At 74.7% G+C, this 18740-nt stretch carries 11 protein-coding genes; 8 read left to right on the plus strand and 3 right to left on the minus strand.

The window, feature by feature from the left end; translation table 11 throughout:
- Nucleotides 1–290 precede the first annotated feature (290 nt).
- Entirely contained in the window at nt 291–3569 is a 3279-nt protein-coding gene (locus QA634_RS01990) for an Rne/Rng family ribonuclease (RefSeq protein ID WP_012330379.1), read from the plus strand.
- Nucleotides 3570–3952: 383 nt separating this feature from the next.
- Nucleotides 3953–5308 (plus strand): methyl-accepting chemotaxis protein, encoded by a 1356-nt coding sequence (locus tag QA634_RS01995; RefSeq protein ID WP_043700738.1) that lies wholly within the window; start codon nt 3953–3955, stop codon nt 5306–5308.
- A 35-nt stretch (nt 5309–5343) separates the two neighbouring features.
- On the opposite strand, the gene QA634_RS02000 is transcribed toward QA634_RS01995, so the two are convergent.
- Complete coding sequence (locus tag QA634_RS02000) at nt 5344–6291, minus strand: LysR family transcriptional regulator (protein ID WP_012330381.1); 948 nt, start codon at nt 6289–6291, stop codon at nt 5344–5346.
- Nucleotides 6292–6417: 126 nt separating this feature from the next.
- Between QA634_RS02000 and QA634_RS02005 the strand changes: the two genes are divergently transcribed.
- From QA634_RS02005 to QA634_RS02025, 5 genes are read left to right on the plus strand one after another with little or no spacing between them, the layout of a single operon-like run.
- On the plus strand, nt 6418–7365 hold the full coding sequence (locus tag QA634_RS02005; protein WP_012330382.1) for an ABC transporter substrate-binding protein: 948 nt from the start codon (nt 6418–6420) through the stop codon (nt 7363–7365).
- The gene (locus QA634_RS02010) at nt 7362–8219 is read left to right on the plus strand and encodes an ABC transporter permease (RefSeq protein ID WP_012330383.1); all 858 of its coding nucleotides are present in this window, start codon (nt 7362–7364) and stop codon (nt 8217–8219) included. Before QA634_RS02005 ends, QA634_RS02010 begins: the two co-directional genes overlap by 4 nt.
- A gap of 24 nt (nt 8220–8243) precedes the next feature.
- Entirely contained in the window at nt 8244–9023 is a 780-nt protein-coding gene (locus QA634_RS02015; RefSeq protein ID WP_012330384.1) for an ABC transporter ATP-binding protein, read from the plus strand.
- Entirely contained in the window at nt 9020–9925 is a 906-nt protein-coding gene (locus QA634_RS02020; protein ID WP_012330385.1) for a polysaccharide deacetylase family protein, read from the plus strand. Before QA634_RS02015 ends, QA634_RS02020 begins: the two co-directional genes overlap by 4 nt.
- A 16-nt stretch (nt 9926–9941) precedes the next feature.
- Nucleotides 9942–10766, plus strand: coding sequence for an alpha/beta hydrolase (locus QA634_RS02025; RefSeq protein WP_012330386.1), 825 nt, complete (start codon nt 9942–9944; stop codon nt 10764–10766).
- Between the two features lie 118 nt (nt 10767–10884).
- Here QA634_RS02025 and QA634_RS02030 read toward each other — a convergent pair whose 3' ends face one another.
- Nucleotides 10885–12348, minus strand: coding sequence for a peptidoglycan-binding domain-containing protein (locus QA634_RS02030; RefSeq protein WP_012330387.1), 1464 nt, complete (start codon nt 12346–12348; stop codon nt 10885–10887).
- 171 nt (nt 12349–12519) lie between these two features.
- Between QA634_RS02030 and QA634_RS02035 the strand changes: the two genes are divergently transcribed.
- Entirely contained in the window at nt 12520–17817 is a 5298-nt protein-coding gene (locus QA634_RS02035; RefSeq protein ID WP_012330388.1) for an alpha-2-macroglobulin family protein, read from the plus strand.
- Between the two features lie 21 nt (nt 17818–17838).
- Here QA634_RS02035 and QA634_RS02040 read toward each other — a convergent pair whose 3' ends face one another.
- A complete protein-coding gene (locus tag QA634_RS02040; protein WP_012330389.1) occupies nt 17839–18735 on the minus strand; it encodes a LysR family transcriptional regulator in 897 nt (298 codons plus the stop codon).
- Nucleotides 18736–18740: the final 5 nt, after the last annotated feature.

Here is an 18740-nt window from a genome sequence, read left to right on the forward strand (position 1 = left end):
GTTTCGAGAGGTCGGTGGGAGTATGCGCGGACGCACAGCTTCGGGTTCCGTCGCTGCCGTTCCGAGCGCGCGCATCCGGCGTCGCGCCCTTCCGCGCCCCCTGCCCCCGACCGTGGTCAACCCCCCGCGCGCGAGACCGCGCGCAGCGGCGATTGACGGCAAACCCAGCACGAAATCAGCCGCCGCGATCGCAGGATCGCGGCCCATGAGAGCCTTCCGGAGGCCGGCGTCACCGCCGGGCCGGCTCGGTCGAGCTTTGCTGCCGTCACTCGCCATGCCGAAAGTTCGTCATGGCCAACAAGATGCTCATCGATGCCTCCCACCCGGAAGAGACCCGGGTGGTGACGGTCAAGGGTTCGAAGGTCGAGGAATTCGACTTCGAGGCCGCTAACCGCCGCCAGCTGCGCGGCAACATCTACCTCGCCAAGGTCACGCGGGTCGAACCGTCGCTGCAGGCCGCCTTCGTGGAATATGGCGGCAACCGGCACGGCTTCCTCGCCTTCAGCGAGATCCACCCGGACTATTACCAGATCCCGGTCGCGGACCGGCTCGCCCTCCTGGAGGAGGACGCCCGGGCCGAGCGCGAGCAGGAGGAGCGCCCCGAGCGCAACGAGCGCGCCTCCGACGACCGCCGCCGCCGGCGCCGGCGCGGACGGCGCGCCGAGGCCGCCTCGGCCAAGGCCGATCCGGTGGTGAGCGCCCCGGCCGAGGGTCTGGAGGTCGAGGGTCTGGAGGTCGAGGGCGGCGAGGATCCCGCCGCCGAGACCGCCTCGGCGCCCGCCGGAGAGGCGCGCGGGGAGCCGGTCGCCGAGGCCGCGCCCGGCGACGCGGCCCCCGGGAGCGAGGGCGCCGCGGCGGCCCCGGAGGCGCCGGAACCCGCGCCGGCCGAGCCCGCTGCCGTGACGGCGGACGCGCCCGCGGCGGCCGACCAGGCCGCCGCGCCGACGGCCACTTCGGCGGCCGACCAGGCCGCCGCGCCGACGGCCACTTCGGCGGCCGACCAGGCCGCCGCGCCGACGGCCACTTCGGCGGCCGACCAGGCCGCCGCGCCGACGGCCACTTCGGCGGCCGACCAGGCCGCCGCGCCGGCGGCCGAGGTCGCGCCGGAGCCCGACGCCGCCCCGGCGGCCGAGGCCGCGCCCCCGGCCGAGACGCTCGCGGCGATCGACACTGCCCCGACCGACCAGGCCGCCGAGGCCGCGCCGGAAACCGCGGCCGAAACGGCCCCGGGATCGGACGACGCGACGGACGCCGACGAGGATGAGGACGAGGACGACGCGGACGAGCACGACGAGGAGGCGGACGAGGCGCATGCCGAGGCCGCCCACGCGGACGAGCACGATTCCGAGGACGAGGACGAGGACGAGGACGAGGAAGGGGACGACGAGGACGGCGAGGACGAGGGCGAGGGCGACGAGGAGGAGCCGGTGGTCGAGCAGGTCGGCGGCCGCGGCGACGCGCTCGCCGAGATCCCCGACCGGCCCCGCGCGCCCCGCCGCCACTACAAGATCCAGGAGGTCATCAAGCGCCGGCAGGTGATCCTGGTGCAGGTCGTCAAGGAGGAGCGCGGCAACAAGGGCGCGGCGCTCACCACCTACCTGTCGCTGGCCGGCCGCTACTCGGTGCTGATGCCCAATACCGGCCGGGGCGGGGGCATCTCGCGCAAGATCACGAGCGCGGCCGACCGCAAGCGCCTGAAGGAGATCGCGGCCGACCTGGAGGTGCCGGACGGGATGGGCGTCATCCTGCGCACCGCCGGCGCCTCGCGCACCAAGCCCGAGATCAAGCGCGACTTCGAGTACCTGATGCGGCTGTGGGAGAGCGTGCGCGAGCTGACGCTCTCGTCCTCGGCGCCCGCCCTCGTCTACGAGGAGGGGTCGCTGATCAAGCGCGCCATCCGCGACCTCTACAACAAGGACATCGACGAGGTTCTGGTCGCGGGCGACGACGCCTATCGCGAGGCCAAGGACTTCATGCGCATGCTGATGCCGAGCCAGTCCAAGGTCGTGAAGCCCTATCGCGACCCGACGCCGCTCTTCGCCCGCTACGGCGTCGAGCAGCAGCTCGACGCGATGTTCTCGAACCACGTCGCGCTGCGCTCGGGCGGCTACCTCGTCATCAACCCGACCGAGGCCCTCGTCTCGATCGACGTGAATTCGGGCCGGGCCACCCGCGAGCACGACATCGAGGACACCGCGCTCAAGACGAACCTGGAGGCCGCCGAGGAGGTGGCGCGCCAGCTCCGCCTGCGCGACCTCGCCGGGCTGATCGTCATCGACTTCATCGACATGGAGGAGAAGCGCAACAACCGGGCGGTCGAGCGCAAGCTGAACGAGTGCCTGAAGGACGACCGCGCCCGCATCCAGGTCGGGCGGATCTCGCCCTTCGGCCTGCTGGAGATGTCGCGCCAGCGCATCCGCACCGGCGTGCTCGAATCCTCCTCGGTGCCGTGCCCGCATTGCGGCGGCTCGGGCTTCGTGCGCGCCACCTCGTCGGTCGCCCTGCAGATCCTGCGGGCGATCGAGGAGGCGCTGATCAAGTCGAGCAGCCACAACCTGATCCTGCGCACCCGCACGGACGTGGCGCTCTACATCCTCAACCAGAAGCGCGGGCACCTGCGCGAACTCGAGACGCGCTTCGGCGTGTCGATCACGGTGTCGGCCGACGAGCGCCTGCCGCCGACCTCGGCCTTCCACCTCGACCGGGGCGAGCCCGCGCAGCCGCCGGAGCCCCGCCTCCCGGTCACCAGCATCCGGGCGGAGGCGGTGCAGCCGCCGCCCCTGGAGGAGGAGGACGAGGAGGAGGACGAGACGCTCGAGCAGGCCGAGGGCGCCGCCGAGGAGGCCGGCGAGGCCGGGGGTGCGGGCACCGAGGACGAGGGCGGCGGCCGCCGTCGCCGCCGGCGCCGGCGGCGGCGCGGGCGCGGCGAGGGCCGCCCCGGCGAGATCGAGGGCGAGACCGAGACCGCCGGGCAGGAGGCTGTCGGGGACGAGGCCGCCGGGGACGAGGCCGCCGGGGAGGAGGCCGCCGGGGAGGAGACGGGCCTGCCCGCCGCCGGGCCCGAGGGTGACGAGGAGCCGGGCGAGGGCCCGGTCACGATCCCGATCACCGAGGGCGGCGAGGCCGTGATCGCCCGCGAGGGCGACGAGGGCGGCGGTCGCCGCCGCCGGCGCGGGCGCCGCGGCGGGCGCAGCCGCGACCGCCACGAGGAGGCGGAGGTCGGCCATATCGGCGACGAGGTCGTCGTCGGGGCGAGCGAGACCGCCGAGGCGGATCCCGCCGGCACCCTGGCGCAGGATGCGCTGGCCGAGGAGATCGTCGCGGTGGGCGAGATCAGCGGCCCCTCGCCCGAGGCGGTGGCCCCGGCGAGCCCCGCCGAGATGCCCGACCTCACCGCCACCGAGCGCGAGGCGGTCAGGGCCGACGCCATCCAGGCGCCCGAGCCCGAGCAGGCGCCCGCCGCGCCGGAGCCCGAGCCGGTCGCCGTGGTGCTGACGCCGCCCGACCCGGACCGGCCGAAGCGGGCCGGCTGGTGGTCGCGCACGAAGGCCGCGATCGGGGGCGAGTGAGGGCCGGCGCCGCCGGCATCGGGGAGCGATCGGGGCCCGGTCTCGCGGCGAGACCGGGCCTCCTCGTTTCGAGGCCGGCCCGGACCGGCCTCGCGGGGTCCGGGCCGCGGCCGGATCGGCCGCTTCCTTTCGGAAGCACACGCCGATTCCCGTCGGAGTTGCGCTCTCCGCCGACTCGGCTCGACGCGCGCTCCAGGACATCGCAAGTTGAGTGTGTTTCCGGGTGATATTGTCCCATAGTGGACAGCGAAGCCGCCCGGTCGTCGTCGTGATTGGTATTTGTTTATGATGGCCGCACCTGTCGCGGGGGGAGCGGGACGTTATTAACGGTCCGTCAACTGACTTGCACGATAAAGGAGAAATCCAACCGCGAGCACCGCTTGATGTTCCGCTCCCTGCGCTCCTCCCGCACTGCACCCGTGGCCACGATCGAGACCGCCGCGGCGGCTGAGGACCGGATCGCCGACCTGCTCGACCAAGCGATCGCCTCGGGCCAGATGACCGGCCTCGGCGGGAGGATCGGCGCGGCGCTCGCCCAGCTGGTCGCGCGCAGCCGGCGCAGCGCCGGCACCGATCTCGGGCTCAGCGCCCGCGTCTCGGCGGAAGCCTCTGAGGCCGGCACCATCCTGGTCTGGATGACGCACGACGCGTCCGAGATGGCGGCGCAGACCCGCTCGATGGCGTCGGCGGTCGAGGAGGTGGCGGCCTCCACGCGGGAATTGTGGAGCCGCTCGCAGGGCAGCGCCCAGCTCGCCGAGCAGGCGCGCGCGGGCATCGTCGGCTGCGCCTCCGACATGCAGGAGGCGACCCGCACCATGGAGGTGATCGAGGCGGGTGCCGTGCAGATGGAGCAGAGGCTGCGGGGCTTCGAATCCGCGGCCCAGCAGATCCAGGAGATCGCGGGCGCCATCGAGGCGATCTCGAGCCAGACCAACCTGCTCGCCCTGAACGCGACGATCGAGGCGGCGCGGGCCGGCGAGGCCGGCAAGGGCTTCGCGGTGGTCGCCGCCGAGGTGAAGCAGCTCTCCGGCCAGACCGCGCGGGCGACCGACCAGATCCGCACGCGCCTCGCCGCCCTGCTGCAGGAACTCGCCGCCATGCAGGGCGCGGTGTCGGAGAGCCGTCAGGCGGTCGCGACCGGGACCGCCGCCGTGGGGCGCGTCGGCGCGCGGATCGTGGAGGAGGGCCAGACGGTGGCCCATTCCGCCGAGGGCATCCGGGCGCTCGCCGACGTGCTCGGGCAGCAGCAGGCCGCCACGCAGGAAATCTCCGCGGGCGTGCAGCAGGTCGCCGCCAAGACCGAGAAGACCCGCCAGGAGATCGACGGGCTGATGAGCCAGCTCGCCCGGGCCGAAACGCTCGCGATCGAGACGCTGGACGGGTCCGCCGGCCGCGACATCGCGGGCTTCGGCTTCGTGCGCCTGCCCGCCGACCTCGCCGCCTGGAAGCGGCGCCTCGCCCTGGTGCTGATCGGCGCCCGCCCGGCGCGGCCCGAGGAGGCGGTCCTCGGCGCCGTCGACGTGCCGGCGCAGTGCGGGCTCCTCAAGGCCGACCCGGCCTATGCGGGGCTGCCCTTCGAGGCGATCCTGGCCTGCTCCAACGAGGCCCGCCGCCACGCCGCCGAGGTGGTCGAGGGGGTCAGCGCCCAGAACTGGGACAAGGCGACGCCGGCCTTCCAGGCCTTCGAGCGCACGGTGCGCGCGCTCGCGGATCACTGCCGGGCCGTCCTGCAGCGCTGACCCGCGGCAGGCGCGGCCGGCGGGATGCGGGCCGCTCAGGCCGGCGCGGGCCGGGGCGCTGCCGGCCCGGCCGGGTCGCCCGCCTCGGCCGCCCCGTAGCGACGGTTGAGGCTGCTGGCGAGCTGGTCGGCGAACTTCGCCGCCGCCACCGGCAGCATGCGGCCGCGGAACTGCCCGAGGATCATCGCCATCGTGTCGAGGTCCCGGGCGTCGATCGGCCGGGCGCAGAGGCGCGGGTCGCGCGGGATCCCGCTCGGGACCTGGAAGCTCACCACCTCCTCCCGCAGCACCAATTCGCGCAGGAATTCGAGCGAGCCCGATTCCATCGCGGGGGGCGGGGCGCCAGTCCGGGCGAGCGCCCGGTCGAGGTGGTGGCGCAGCGCCAGGGAGCGGTCCGGCAGGGCGAGCGGGTGGGCGAGGCAGTCGCGCAGCCGCACCGGCCCCGCCTCCCGGGCCAGCGCGTGCCCGGCGCGCATCATGGCGCAGACCGGCTGGCGGCAGGCGAACAGCACCTGGAGATCCGACGAGGGCGGCGGCTGCAGCACCAGGGCGAGGTCCGCCTCGAAGGCGGCGAGGGCCGCCACCGCCTGGACGTGGTCGCGCACCTGGACCGTGAAGGTCACCTGCGGAAAGTGCCCCCGGTAGAGCTCCACCTCCTCCGGCACGACCTGGTTGACGAAGGCTTGGCTGCAGGCGAGCGCGACGTGGCCGCGCCGCACCCCCGAGAGGTCGGCGATCTGGGAGCGCACCCGCTCCAGGTCGGCGAGCTGGTCGCGGATGTGGCGCACCAGCAGCTCGCCCGCCGCGTTGAGCCGCATGCCCTGGGCAAGCCGCTCGAAGATCGGAGTGCCGAGTTCGTATTCGAGTTCCTGCACCTGCCGGGTCAGGGCCGAGGGCGCGATGTGCAGCACCTCGGCGGCGCGCCGGATCGAGCCGCTGCGCGCGATCTCCGCCACGTAGGACAAGCTGCGCAGGTGCTTCATCGCCGTCCCCGCTCCCGAGGCGCCAGGGTGTTGCCGATAGCGCAACGGGTCAATCGAAAACCAGCACTCGCCCGCAACACCCGCGCGGAATAGCCTGGCCGCGTCTCAGGTTACCGGAATGCCGCCATGATCCGCCGCCGTGACCTTCTGACCGGCCTCGCCGCCGGCCTGGTGCTCAGCCCCCTGCCCCTGCGCGCGCAGGCCCCGACCGTGATCCGCATGGGCTCGCTCAAGCTCATCCACTCGATCGCGCCCCACTTCTACGACCAGTTCACGCCGGCGGGCGTGCGGGTCGAGGTGGTGCCCTTCGAGAGCCCGACCGAGTGCAAGAACGCCGTCGTCACTAAGTCGGTGGATTTCGGCATGTTCGGCATCGCGGCGGCCACGCTCGGCGCCGCCGCGGGCGAGCCCCTCGTGGTGATCGCCTCCGCCTGCAACCGCGGCATGGCGATCATCGCGAGGAAGGAATCGGGCATCGCCGGCCTCAAGGACCTCCGGGGCAAGCGGGTCGCGATCTGGCCGGGCTCGACGCAGGAGGTCTTCGTCCTGGAGCGCCTGCGCATGGAGGGCATGAGCGTGAAGGACATCACGCCCGTGCGGGTCTCGTTCAGCGAGATGCACATCGCGCTCGCGCGGGGCGACGTGGACGCCTACGTGGGCGCCGAGCCGGGCCCGGGCGTCAGCCTCTCGACGGGGATCGGCAGCCTGGTCGAGTATCCCTACGGCACCGAGATGGGCGCCCTCAACATGGTGTTCGGGGCCCACCGCGACACGCTGGCGGAGAAGCCCGACCTCGTGCGCACCATGCTCGACATCCACCGCAAGGGCACCGAATACGCCGCCAAGAACCGCGACGCCATGGTGGCGATGGCGGTGGCGAAGCTCGGCCAGAAGCGCGAGGCGATCGAGATCTCGGCCCCGAACGTCGAACTGACCTGGCAGCTCGGCGAGACCGAGGTGAAGCAGGCCCGGGCCTACGCCGAGCACATGCTGGTCCTGAAGCAGATCAAGCGCCTGCCCGATTTCGCGAGCTTCATCGACACCCGCTTCGTCAGCGCGATGAGGGCCGCGTGAGCGCCGCCGACCTGACGCAGGCGCCGCCCGCCGCGGCGGGCGAGGCGCCGGTCGTCCCGCGGCGGGCGCCCGGCCTCGCGCGGCTGCGCGAGCCGCTCCTCGCCCTCGCCTTCCCGCTGGCGCTCGGCGCGGTCTGGCACCTCGCCACGGTCGGCCGGCCCTACAGCTTGATCCCGCCGCCGGGCGAGGTCTGGACGGAGCTGCGCGACCTCGCGGTCGGCGGCGTCAACGACGACGCCTTCAGCGGCACGCTCCTCACCCACCTCGCCGCCTCGGTGAGCCGGGTCCTCGGCGGCTTCGGCCTCGCGGTGCTGGCCGCCCTGCCGCTCGGCCTGCTCATCGGCCGGGTGCCCCTGGTGCGCCAGCTCCTCGACCCGACCTTCCAGATCCTGCGGCCGGTGCCGGTCACCGCGTGGCTGCCGCTCGCCATGATCCTGTTCGGCCTCGGTCCGCGCTCGGCCTGCTTCCTGGTCTTCCTCGGCGCCTTCTACCCGATCCTGGTCAACACGGTGTTCGGGGTGCGCTCGGTGGAGCCGCGGCTGTTCGAGGCCGCCGCCATGCTGGGCTGCCGCGGCTCGGCGCAGTTCACCCAGGTGGTGCTGCCGGCCGCCCTGCCGTCGATCTTCACCGGCCTCAGGCTCGGCCTCGGCTTCGCCTGGGTGGTGATCGTGGTCGGCGAGATGACCGGCGTGCCGACCGGCCTCGGCGCCATGATCATGGAGGCGCGCCAGCTCTCCCGCACCGAGATCGTGATCTGCGGCATGGTGGTGATCGGGGTGGCGGGATTCGTCTCCGACCGGATCGTCACCCTGATCGGCCGCCGCCTCCTCGCCTGGAGCCCGACCCATGGCTGACCGAATCAATGGCTGACCGAACCAATGGCTGACCCGACCCTCCCGATCCTCGACATCCGCGGCGTCTCGAAGAGCTTCACGACCCAGGGACGGCGGGTCGACGCGCTCCGGGGCGCGAACCTCACGGTGCGGCGCGGCGAGTTCATCTGCCTGCTGGGCGCCTCGGGCTGCGGCAAGTCCACCCTGCTGCGGATCGTGGCGGGTTTCGAGGCCGCCAGCGAGGGCGAGGCCCTGATGTGGGGCAAGCCCATCGCCGGGCCGGATCCGAGCCGCGGCATGGTGTTCCAGGATTACGGCCTCTTCCCCTGGCTGACCGTGCGCGAGAATATCGGCTTCGGGCCGAAATCCCGTGGCCGGCCCGCCGCGGAGGTGCGCGAGACCGCCGCCCGCTACATCGAGGTGGTCGGCCTGCAGCGCTTCGCCGACGCCTATCCGCACCAGCTCTCGGGCGGCATGAAGCAGCGCGTGGCGATCGCCCGCGTCCTCGCCAACGACGCCGAGATCGTGCTGATGGACGAGCCCTTCGGGGCGCTCGACGCCATGACCCGCGAGCGGCTGCAGGACGAACTCCTCGACCTGTGGAGCCGCACCGGCCTGACCGTGCTGTTCGTGACCCACGCCATCGAGGAGGCGGTCTTCCTCGCCGACCGGGTGGTGATGATGTCGCCGGGCCCCGGCCGCATCGAGACGGTGCACGAGATCGCGCTGCCGCGCCGCCGGGACGTGTCGAGTCCCGCCTTCAACGACGTGCGCCGGATGCTGGCGGGCCAGCTCCACAGCCACCACGCCCGCAGGGCCGCGTGAGCGCGGATCCCCGCCGCCCGGAGCGCCGGCTCGCCTACCGGGCGGCGGTCGACCGGCCGCGCCTCGTCCTGCCCGGGGAGAAGCGCGTCGTCGTCTGGCCCGTGGTCAACGTCGAGCACTGGCTCATCGACAACCCCATGCCCCGGCAGGTGCTGGTGGCGCCGACCGCGGCGGCGCTGCTGCCCGACCTGCCGAACTGGGCCTGGCACGAATACGGGATGCGGGTCGGGTTCTGGCGCTTCCTCGACGCGTTCGCGCGCCGTGGCATCCGCCCGACCCTGTCGATCAACGGCTCGGTCTGCGAGGCCTATCCGCGCGTCGCGGCGGCTTCCCGCGACGCCGGCTGGGAGTTCATGGGCCACGGCTTCCACCAAGTGCCGACGCAGCGGGTCGAGGACGAGCCCGCCATGATCGCCCGCACGGTCGAGGCGATCGCGCGCTTCGCCGGCGGCCCGCCGCTGGGCTGGCTCGGCCCCGGCCTGACCGAGACCCTGGACACGCCCGACCACCTCGCGGCGGCGGGCATCCGCTACGTCGGCGACTGGCCGATGGACGACCGGCCCTGCCGCCTGCGCACCCGCCACGGCCCCCTCGTCACCCTGCCCTACTCGGTCGAGCTGAACGACATCCCGGTCCTGGCGATCCAGCACCACGGGGCCGAGGAGTTCCTCGCGCGGGCCCTCGCGCAGGTCGAGCGGCTCGCGGCCGAGGCCGCGAGCGCGGGGCCGCTCGGGGGCGCCAAGGTGATGGGCTTCGCGATCCACCCCTACATCACCGGCGTGCCCCACCGGATCGCCGTGGTGGAGCGGCTCCTCGACGCCCTCGCGGCCCGATCGGACGTGCTGTTCTGGCAGGGCCGGGATATTCTCGACTGGTATCTCGGGACGGGGGACGATGCCTGACGCCGTGACTGAAGCCATGCCTGACGCCATGCCTGACGCTTGGCGAGCGATGGACCGCGCGGCCCTGAGCGCCGCCTACGACAATTCCGGCGCGGTGGCGGGCAGCGCCGCGATCGTGGCGGGCTGGCGGGAGCGCAGCGCCGCCCTCCGCCAGGCGCATCCGGCGGAGCTCGACCTCGGCTACGGGGCCGAGGCGCGCCAGCGCCTCGACCTGTTCCGGTGCGGCGCCGCCGGGGCGCCGCTGCTGGCCTTCCTGCACGGGGGCTACTGGCAGCGCAACGCCAAGGAGGGCTTCGCCTGCATGGCCGAGGGTCCCCTCGCCCGCGGCCTCGACGTGGCGCTGATCGGCTACACGCTGGCACCCGAGGCGAGCCTGACCCGCATCGCCGAGGAGGTCGGCGCGGCGCTCGCCGTCCTGCGTCGCCGCGAGGCCGGACGCCTCGTCGTCTCGGGCTGGTCGGCGGGCGGGCACCTCGCGGCGCTCGCCCTGACCCGCGGACAGGCCGACGCGGCGCTCGCGGTGAGCGGGATCTTCGACCTCGCGCCGATCCGCGGGACGGCCCTGAACGACGCGCTGAACCTGAGCCCGGAGGAGGTGGAGGCGCTCTCGCCGATCCGCCACCTGCCGGCCGCGTCCGGCCCGCTCACCGTCGCCTACGGGGCGGAGGAGCTGCCGGAGCTCCGCCGGCAATCGGAGACCTACGGGGCGGCCTGGCGCGCGGCCGGGCTGCCCGGCGCGCTGCGGCCCCTGCCCGGGCACGACCATTTCTCGGTGCTGAGCGAGCTGATCCGCCCGGACGGGGCGCTGACCGAGGCGGCCGTGGCGCTCGCGCGGGGGTGAGCCGGGCGAACGGACCGATGGCTCTCCAGCCTCTCCGACGAACCCGATCGATCGCGATCGAGGAACGGTCGGCCTTCCAGGCCCCGGCGCGCGGAGAGCCCCCGTCCCGCCAGCCCCCTCACCCGCGGCACTGCACCGCCACCAGCGCCCCGGCGAGCGGCGCCGCGATGGCGCCCGCGCTCTTCGGGGCGGCGGGCCCGGAGGGTGGAAGCGCCGCGCCTTCCGCCGCCCCGAGGCCGCGCAGGGCCGCGACCCCGACGACCGGATGCGTCAGCGGCGGCATCACGCCCGCGATCAGCCGGGGCTGGGCCGGCATCTGCGCCACGAAGCCGACGAGGCGCCCGGCCCGGTCGAGCACCGGCGCCCCCGCCGCGCCCGGCTGCAGCGGCGCCACAACGCCGCCCGCCGCCCCCGCCACCCCCGGCGCGACGGTCGGGGCGCCGTCGCGGCCCATCCCGAGCACGACGAGGTCCTCTCCCGGCGCCGGGGCCGCCGGCGCGGCGGGCGGGAGGGTCCCGGGGCTCAGCGGCCGCTCGGTCTCCAGGAGGGCGAGGCCCGCCTCCTGCCGCACCACGCGGGCGGGCGCCCCGGCGACGAGGGGCGCCGGGCAGGCGGCCATCGCCGCGGCGGCCGTCACGAGGCGCCGCGGCCCGACCGCGAGCCCGGTCGCCGAGCTGCCGGCCGGGGCCGGTGCGATCGGGGCCGCGGCGGTCGCGGCTGCCGGGGGAGCGGCCGGCGCCTCGGAGGGGAACGGCGCGAAGCTGTTCGCCACCGCGATCACCAGCCTGTCCACCTCCCGGGCCAGGGCCTTGTCGTAGGCGAGGCTGAAGCCGCGCAGCCCCGCCGGGCCGGCCGCGTAGCGGATGTAGAACTTGCCCTGAGGCGTCTCGCCGGTGACGACGACGAAGTCGGGCCGCTTGAGCTTGTAGGTCACCTTGCGCTCGGGGCTGACCGAGGCGGCCTTCTCGAACAGCGCGTCGAGGTCGGTCTCGCCCGGCGCGAAGGCCTTGGTATCGAGGGTGACGCGGCCGTCCGGGCTCTGCCAGCGGCTGCCGTTCGGGATCCTGCCGCGCCGCGACAGCAGCCGCTCCGGCACCCCGAGGGTGATGCCCGTTGCGGCATCGGCCTGCAGGGTGAACTGCGCCGCCTGCTTGGCCGCCTGACCGGCCGCGAGGAGCCGGGCGCGGGCGCGCTCGTCGAGGAGGCCGCTGGGTTCGAGCCCGTTCTGGCCCTGCCAGGCCACGAGCGCCTCGTAGGTGCGCCGGCCGAAGGTGCCGGTCGTGACGCTGGTGTAGTCGCTCGCCCAGACGAGAGCCTCCTGCACCGCCCGGCGCTCGGCCTCGGGCCGGGCCTCGAAGGCGGCGCGGGCGGCCTCGAAGGCCGCGTCGGCGGGCGGGGCGGCGGGGGCGGGCTTGGATTCCGGAGCAGGCTTGGGCGCCGGAGCAGGCTTGGGCGCCGGAGCAGGCTTGGGCGCCGGAGCAGGCTTCGGCGCCGGAGCGGGCCCCGGCCGCGGGGCCGGCTGCTGGGCGGCGGCCGGCAGGCTGAGCAGGACGGCGAGGAGCAGGGCGAGGCGGCGCGGCATGGGCGGCTCTGTCCGGGAGATCGCGCGACCTTGGCAGAAGCCGCGCCCCGCATAAAGTGAGCCCGCCGGACCGGATCGCCGGGTCCGGCGCCGGGCGGCCTTCCCAAGCGTTGCGGCGCGCCGCCCAAATGATAGGCTCGTGCGAGGAACGCACGCGCACGAGGCCAGACGATGTTGAGAGCAACCCGGACGGGGCGCCTCGCCGGCGCCCTCGCGGTGGCGCTGACCCTGATCGTCCCGGCCGCCGCGCAGGCCCCGCAACCGCCCCGGCCCGCCCCGTCCGCCCTCGTGCCCCCGCCCAAGGACCCGGCGCCCAAGGGCTTCGTGCGCCAGGACCTCGCCAGCGAGGCGGTGCGGCTCGAGGCCGAGATCCGCAGCGACGCCGCCGGAAAGCCCCAGAAGCCCGCCGCCCAGTGGCGCCGCGAGGCCGAGAAGCTGTTCAAGGACGACGACCATGACGGGGCGCTCGCCGCCTATGCGGGGGCGATCGCGGCCGAGCCGGGCGATTGGAAGACCTGGTACGCCCTCGCCGAGACCGCCAACGGCGTCGAGAACGACGATTACGACGAGAACCAGAAGCTGCGCCGCCGCGCCCGCGCGGGCGCCTACCTCGCCTACCAGCGGGCGGCGAGCCGCGCGGACGAGGCCAAGGCCCTGGCGCTGCTCGGGCGGGTCCTGGCCGACCAGGAGAGCTGGCGCCCGGCCCTCGACGCCTACAAGGCGAGCCTCGCCCTCGCGGACGCGTCCGACATCCGCGCCGCCTACGAGGAGCTGCGCGAGAAGCACGGCTTCCGCATCACCGACTACAAGGTCGATTCGGAGGCCGCCGCCCCCCGGGCCTGCTTCACCTTCTCGGAGGACCTCTCCGCCAAGACCGACATGGCGCCCTTCGTGGCGGTGTCGGGGGCCGCGAACGCCGCCGTCACCGCCGAGGGCCAGCAGGTCTGCGTCGACGGGCTCAAGCACGGCGAGCGCTACGCCGTGGTGCTGCGCCAGGGACTTCCCTCGGCGATCGCCGGCGAGACCCTGCGGAAATCCGCCGATTACGAGATCTACGTCCGGGACCGCTCGCCCCAGGTGCGCTTCACCGGCCGCAACTACGTCCTGCCGCGCACCGGCCAGGCCGGCGTGCCCCTGGTCTCGGTGAACGCCCCGAAGCTCGACGTCGAGGTGCTGCGCATCGGCGACCGCGGCCTGCTGCCGACCCTGCGCTCGGAGGAGTTCCTGTCGCAGCTCACCGGCGCCACCGCCCGCACCCTCGCGCGCGAGAAGGGCGTGCGGGTCTGGAAGGGCACCCTCGACACCGCCGGGGCCGAGCCGAACCAGGAGGTGGTCACCGCCTTCCCGGTCCTGCAGGCGGTCGGCAAGATCGAGCCCGGGCTCTACGTGATGCTGGCGCAGCCGAGCGGGACGGCCGCCCTCGGCGACGAGGAGACCGGCGGCTACGACCAGCAGGCGACCCAGTGGTTCGTCGTCTCCGATCTCGGCCTGACCGCCCTCAAGGGCGCGGACGGGGTCCACGTCTTCGTGCGCTCGCTGGCCAGCGCCGCGACCGTGCAGGGGGCGGAGATCCGCCTCGTCGCCCGCAACAACGAGGTGCTCGGCGTCAGGACCACCGATGCGCAGGGCCACGCGGCCTTCGATCCGGGCCTGTCCCGGGGCGAGGGCGGCATCGCGCCGAGCCTCGTCGTGGCGCGGCTCGGCGACGATTACGGCTTCCTCGACCTCGCGCTCAGCGCCTTCGACCTCGCCGACCGCGGCGTGAAGGGGCGGCCCGCCCCCGCCGCGGCGGAGGCCTTCGTGTTCCCCGAGCGCGGCGTCTACCGCTCGGGCGAGACCGTCCAGATCACCGCCCTCTTGCGCGACGCGAAGGGCGCGGCGATCCCGGGCCTGCCCCTCACCCTGGTGGTGAAGCGCCCGGACGGGATCGAGTATCGCCGCGCCGCCGTGCCGGATGCGGGGCTCGGCGGGCGCGCCTTCCCGCTGCCGCTCCTCCCCGGCGCCGCGCCCGGCACCTGGCGCGTGCTCGCCTACACCGACCCGAAGGCGGCGCCGGTCGGCGAGGCGAGTTTCCTGGTCGAGGATTACCTGCCCGAGCGGCTGGAGGTGACGCTCACGCCCAAGGCTCCCGCGCTCGCCCCGAACCAGCCGGCCGTGATCGACGTCGCGGCCCGCTTCCTCTACGGAGCGCCGGGCGCGAACCTCCAGGTCGGCGGCAGCGTCGCCGTGCAGGCGGCGGCGTCGAGCGGCATCCGCGGCCTCGACGGCTTCGCGATCGGCCTCGACGACGAGAGCGTGGTGCCGACCACCGCCGAGATCGACGAGCGGGTCACCACCGACGCGCAGGGCAGGGCGACGGTGCGGGCCCCCGTGCCGGCGCTCAGCGCCCCGCGCCCCCTGGAGGCGAAGGTCTCGCTCCAGGTCGGCGAGCCGGGCGGGCGGGCCGTGCAGCGCAGCGTGACGCTGCCGATCCTGCCGGCCGGCCCGGTCGTCGCCCTGCGCAAGACCTTCGGCGACCTGCGCGAGGGCGGGACCGCGACCTTCGAGGTGGTCGCGGCGCAGCCGGACGGCACGCGCCTGCCGGCCCGCGGCGCGGCCTGGACGCTCAAGAAGGTCGAGCGGAACTACCAATGGTACCGGGCGGACGGCCGCTGGTCCTACGAGGCTGTGAGGACCAGCCGCAAGGTGGCGAACGGCGCGCTCGATCTCGCCCCCGACGCCCCGGCCCGGATCGCCGCCCCGGTCGAGTTCGGCACCTACCGGCTGGAGGTGAGCGCGCCGAACCTGCAGGCCGCGAGCCTGAGCTTCACGGTCGGCACCGGCGGCAGCGAGAGCGCCGACGCGCCCGACCTCCTCGACCTCACCCTCGACAAGGCCGCCTACGCCTCCGGCGAGACGCTGAAGGCGCGGTTCGCGCCGCGCTTCGCCGGCACCGCCACGGTCGCGGTGGTGAGCGACCGGGTGCACGAGATCCGCACCCTCTCCGTGCCGGCGGGCGGCGGCGCCGTGGAGATCCCGGTCAAGGCCGAGTGGGGCGCGGGCGCCTACCTGGTCGCCACCGCCTACCGGCCCCTCGACCAAGCGGCCAAGCGCCTGCCGGGCCGGGCGCTCGGCCTCGCGTGGTTCTCCGTCGACCGGGCGGCGCGCAGCCTCGACGTCGCCGTCGAGGCGCCCGCCAAGGTGCGGCCCCGCGGGGACCTGCGCCTGCCGATCCGCCTTTCCGGCCTCAAGCCCGGCGAGGAGGCCCGGGTGACGGTGGCGGCGGTCGATGTCGGCATCCTCAACCTGACCCGCTACGCGGCGCCCGACCCCTTCGCCTTCTTCTTCGGGCAGAAGGCGCTCTCGACCGAGATCCGCGACCTCTACGGATACCTGATCGACGGCATGCAGGGGACGCTCGGCGCGATCCGCTCGGGCGGCGATGCCGGCGGGGCCGAACTCGCCGACGCGCCCCCGACCCAGGAGCCGCTGGTGCGCTATTCCGGCGTCGTCACGGTCGGGCCGGACGGGCGGGCCGAGGTGACCTTCCCGCTTCCGGCCTTCAACGGCACCGCCCGGGTGATGGTGACCGCCTGGACGGCCGGGCGGGTCGGGTCGGCCGCGGCCGACGTGATCGTGCGCGACGCCGTGGTGCTCACCGGCACCCTGCCGCGCTTCCTCAACGTGGGCGACCGCTCGCGCCTGCACGTCGCCCTCGACAATGTCGAGGGAGCGGCGGGGGATTACGCGGTCGATCTCGACCTCTCCGGGCCGGTCGTGGTCCCGGCCGAGGCGCTGACCCGGAAGATCCGCCTGGAGGCGGGCCAGCGGGGCGCGATCGAGATCCCGGTGACGGCGGCCGGTCCCGGCGTGGCGCGGCTCGACCTCAGGCTGACCGGGCCGGGTCTCGACGGCGCGGCCGGGCAGAGCTTCGCGCTCGCGGTGCAGCCCGGGACCGGGGCGCTGCTGCGCCGCTCGGTGCGCTCCCTCGACCCCGGGGCGAGCGTGACCCTGTCGAACGACCTCCTCGCCGACCTGCTGCCGGGCACGGGGACGCTCACGGTCTCGGCCTCGCCGCTCGCGGGGCTGGACGTGCCGGCCCTGCTGCAGGCCCTCGACCGCTACCCCTACGGCTGCACCGAGCAGACGGTGAGCCGGGCGATGCCGCTCCTCTACGTGAACCGCCTCGCCTCCCTCGACCGGCTCGCCCTCGACGACAAGGTGGACGAGCGGATCCGCGGCGCCATCGACCGGGTGCTGTCGCGCCAGGACGCGAGCGGCAGCTTCGGCCTGTGGTCGGCCGCCAATTCCGAGGATCTCTGGCTCAACGCCTACGTGGCCGACTTCCTGACGAGGGCGCGCGAGCGCGGCTTTCCCGTGCCGCAGACCGCCTTCTCGCTCGCCCTCGACCGGCTGCGCAACGCGGTCGCCAACACCAGCGAGGTCAGCGGCGGCGGCATGGATCTCGCCTACGCGGCCTACGTGCTGGCCCGCAACGGCCGGCCGGTGATGGGGGACCTGCGCTACCTCGCCGACACGAAGCTCTCGGACTTCTCGACCCCCCTCGCCCGCGGCCAGATCGCGGCGGCGCTGGCGCTGCTCGGCGACCGCGGCCGGGCGCAGAAGGCCTTCGAGGCCGCCGTGTCGGCCCTGCGCGGGGAGAAGGACAAGGCCGAGTACCGGCCGGATTACGGCTCGCGCCTGCGCGACGGGGCCGGGCTGATCGCGCTCGCGGCCGAGACGGGACTCGTCCGCGACAGCATCGCGCCGCTCGGGGCGGTGATCGGCGAGGAGCGGGCCTCCGGGCGGGTCACCAGCACCCAGGAGAATGCCTGGATGGTGCTCGCCGCCGAGGGCCTGAGCAAGGAGGCCGAATCCATGGCCTTCGCGGTCGACGGCGAGGCGCAGGGCGGCCCCCTCTACCGCAGCTTCAAGGCGGCGCAGCTCGACGCCAAGCCGGTCACGGTGACCAATCGCGGCACGACGAGTGCCCAGCTCGTGCTCGGCGTCGCGGGCAGCCCGATCGTCCCCGAGCCGCCGGAGGCCAGGGGCTACACGGTCGAGCGCCGCTACCACCGCCTCGACGGCTCGCTCGTCGACGTCACGCAGCTGCGCCAGAACGACCGGGTCGTGGTGGTGCTGAAGGTGACGGAGGACAAGGCCCGCGCGGCCCGCCTCCTCCTCGTCGACCGCCTGCCCGCCGGGCTGGAGATCGACAACCCGAAGCTCCTCGACGCCGACGCCGTGCCGGCCCTGTCCTTCGTGAAGAGCGACGTGCAGCCGACCCACAAGGAGTTCCGCGACGACCGCTTCGTGGCGGCCTACGACCGCGACCCGTCGCAGCCGGCCTTCCTCACGGTCGCCTACACGGTGAGGGCGGTGACGCCGGGCCGCTACGTCCACCCGGCGGCGACGATCGAGGACATGTACCGGCCCGAGCGCTACGGCCGCACCGCCTTCGGGGCCATGGAGGTGGGCGCGCCGCGCTGAGGCGGGCGGGCGCCGCCGCGCTCACGCCGCCGCGCTCTCCCGGACGAAATCCAGGAAGGCGCGCAGCGGCGGGGGCGGCTGGCGCCGGCTCGGGTGGTAGAGCAGGAAGCCCGGGAAGGACGGGCACCAGGGTTCGAGCAGGCGCACGAGCCGCCCCTCCGCCAGGAAGGGGGCGGCGTAGCCCTCGAAGACCTGGGCGAGGCCGCTCCCCTCGACCGCGGCCTGGAGCAGCAATTCCTGCTCGTTGAGGATCAGCGGCCCGTCGAGATCGAGGGCGAGGGCGCGACCGTCCCGCTCGAATTCCCAGCGCATCACGGCGCCGCCCGCGAAGCGCTGCCGCAGGCAGGCATGCCCGGCGAGGTCCTCGGGCGTCGCGGGGAGGCCGCGGGCGGCCAGGTAGGCCGGGGAGCCCACCACGGCGAAGCGCTGCCGCCCCCCGAGGGGCACCGCGATCATGTCACGCGGGACGCGCTCGCCGAAGCGCACGCCCGCGTCGAACCCCTCGCGGACGATGTCGGCGAGCGCGTCGTCGCAGGCGATCTCCAGCCGCAGGCCCGGATGCCGGGAGAGGAAGCGCGCGGCGAGCGGCGCCAGGACGAGGCGGCAGGCCGAGCGGGGGGCGTTGAGCCGCAGCGTGCCGGTGAGGCGCCCGCCGGAGGCCGCGACCTCGCCGAGCGCCCGGTCGATCTCGTCGAGCGCCGGCCCGAGCCGCGCCAGCAGGGCGGCGCCCGCCTCGGTCGGCGCCACGCTGCGGGTGGTGCGGTTGAGGAGCCGGGCGCCGAGCCGGGCCTCGAGGTCGCGCAGGGCGTGGCTCAGGGCCGAGGGCGACAGGCCGAGTTCCGCCGCCGCGCGGCGGAAGCTGCGGTGCCGCGCCACGCGGGCGAAGGCGACGAGGTCGGAGAGGTCGCTGCGCGGCATTGGTG

Source organism: Methylobacterium sp. CB376 (genome assembly GCF_029714205.1).
In the GTDB taxonomy this organism is placed as follows: Bacteria; Pseudomonadota; Alphaproteobacteria; order Rhizobiales; family Beijerinckiaceae; genus Methylobacterium.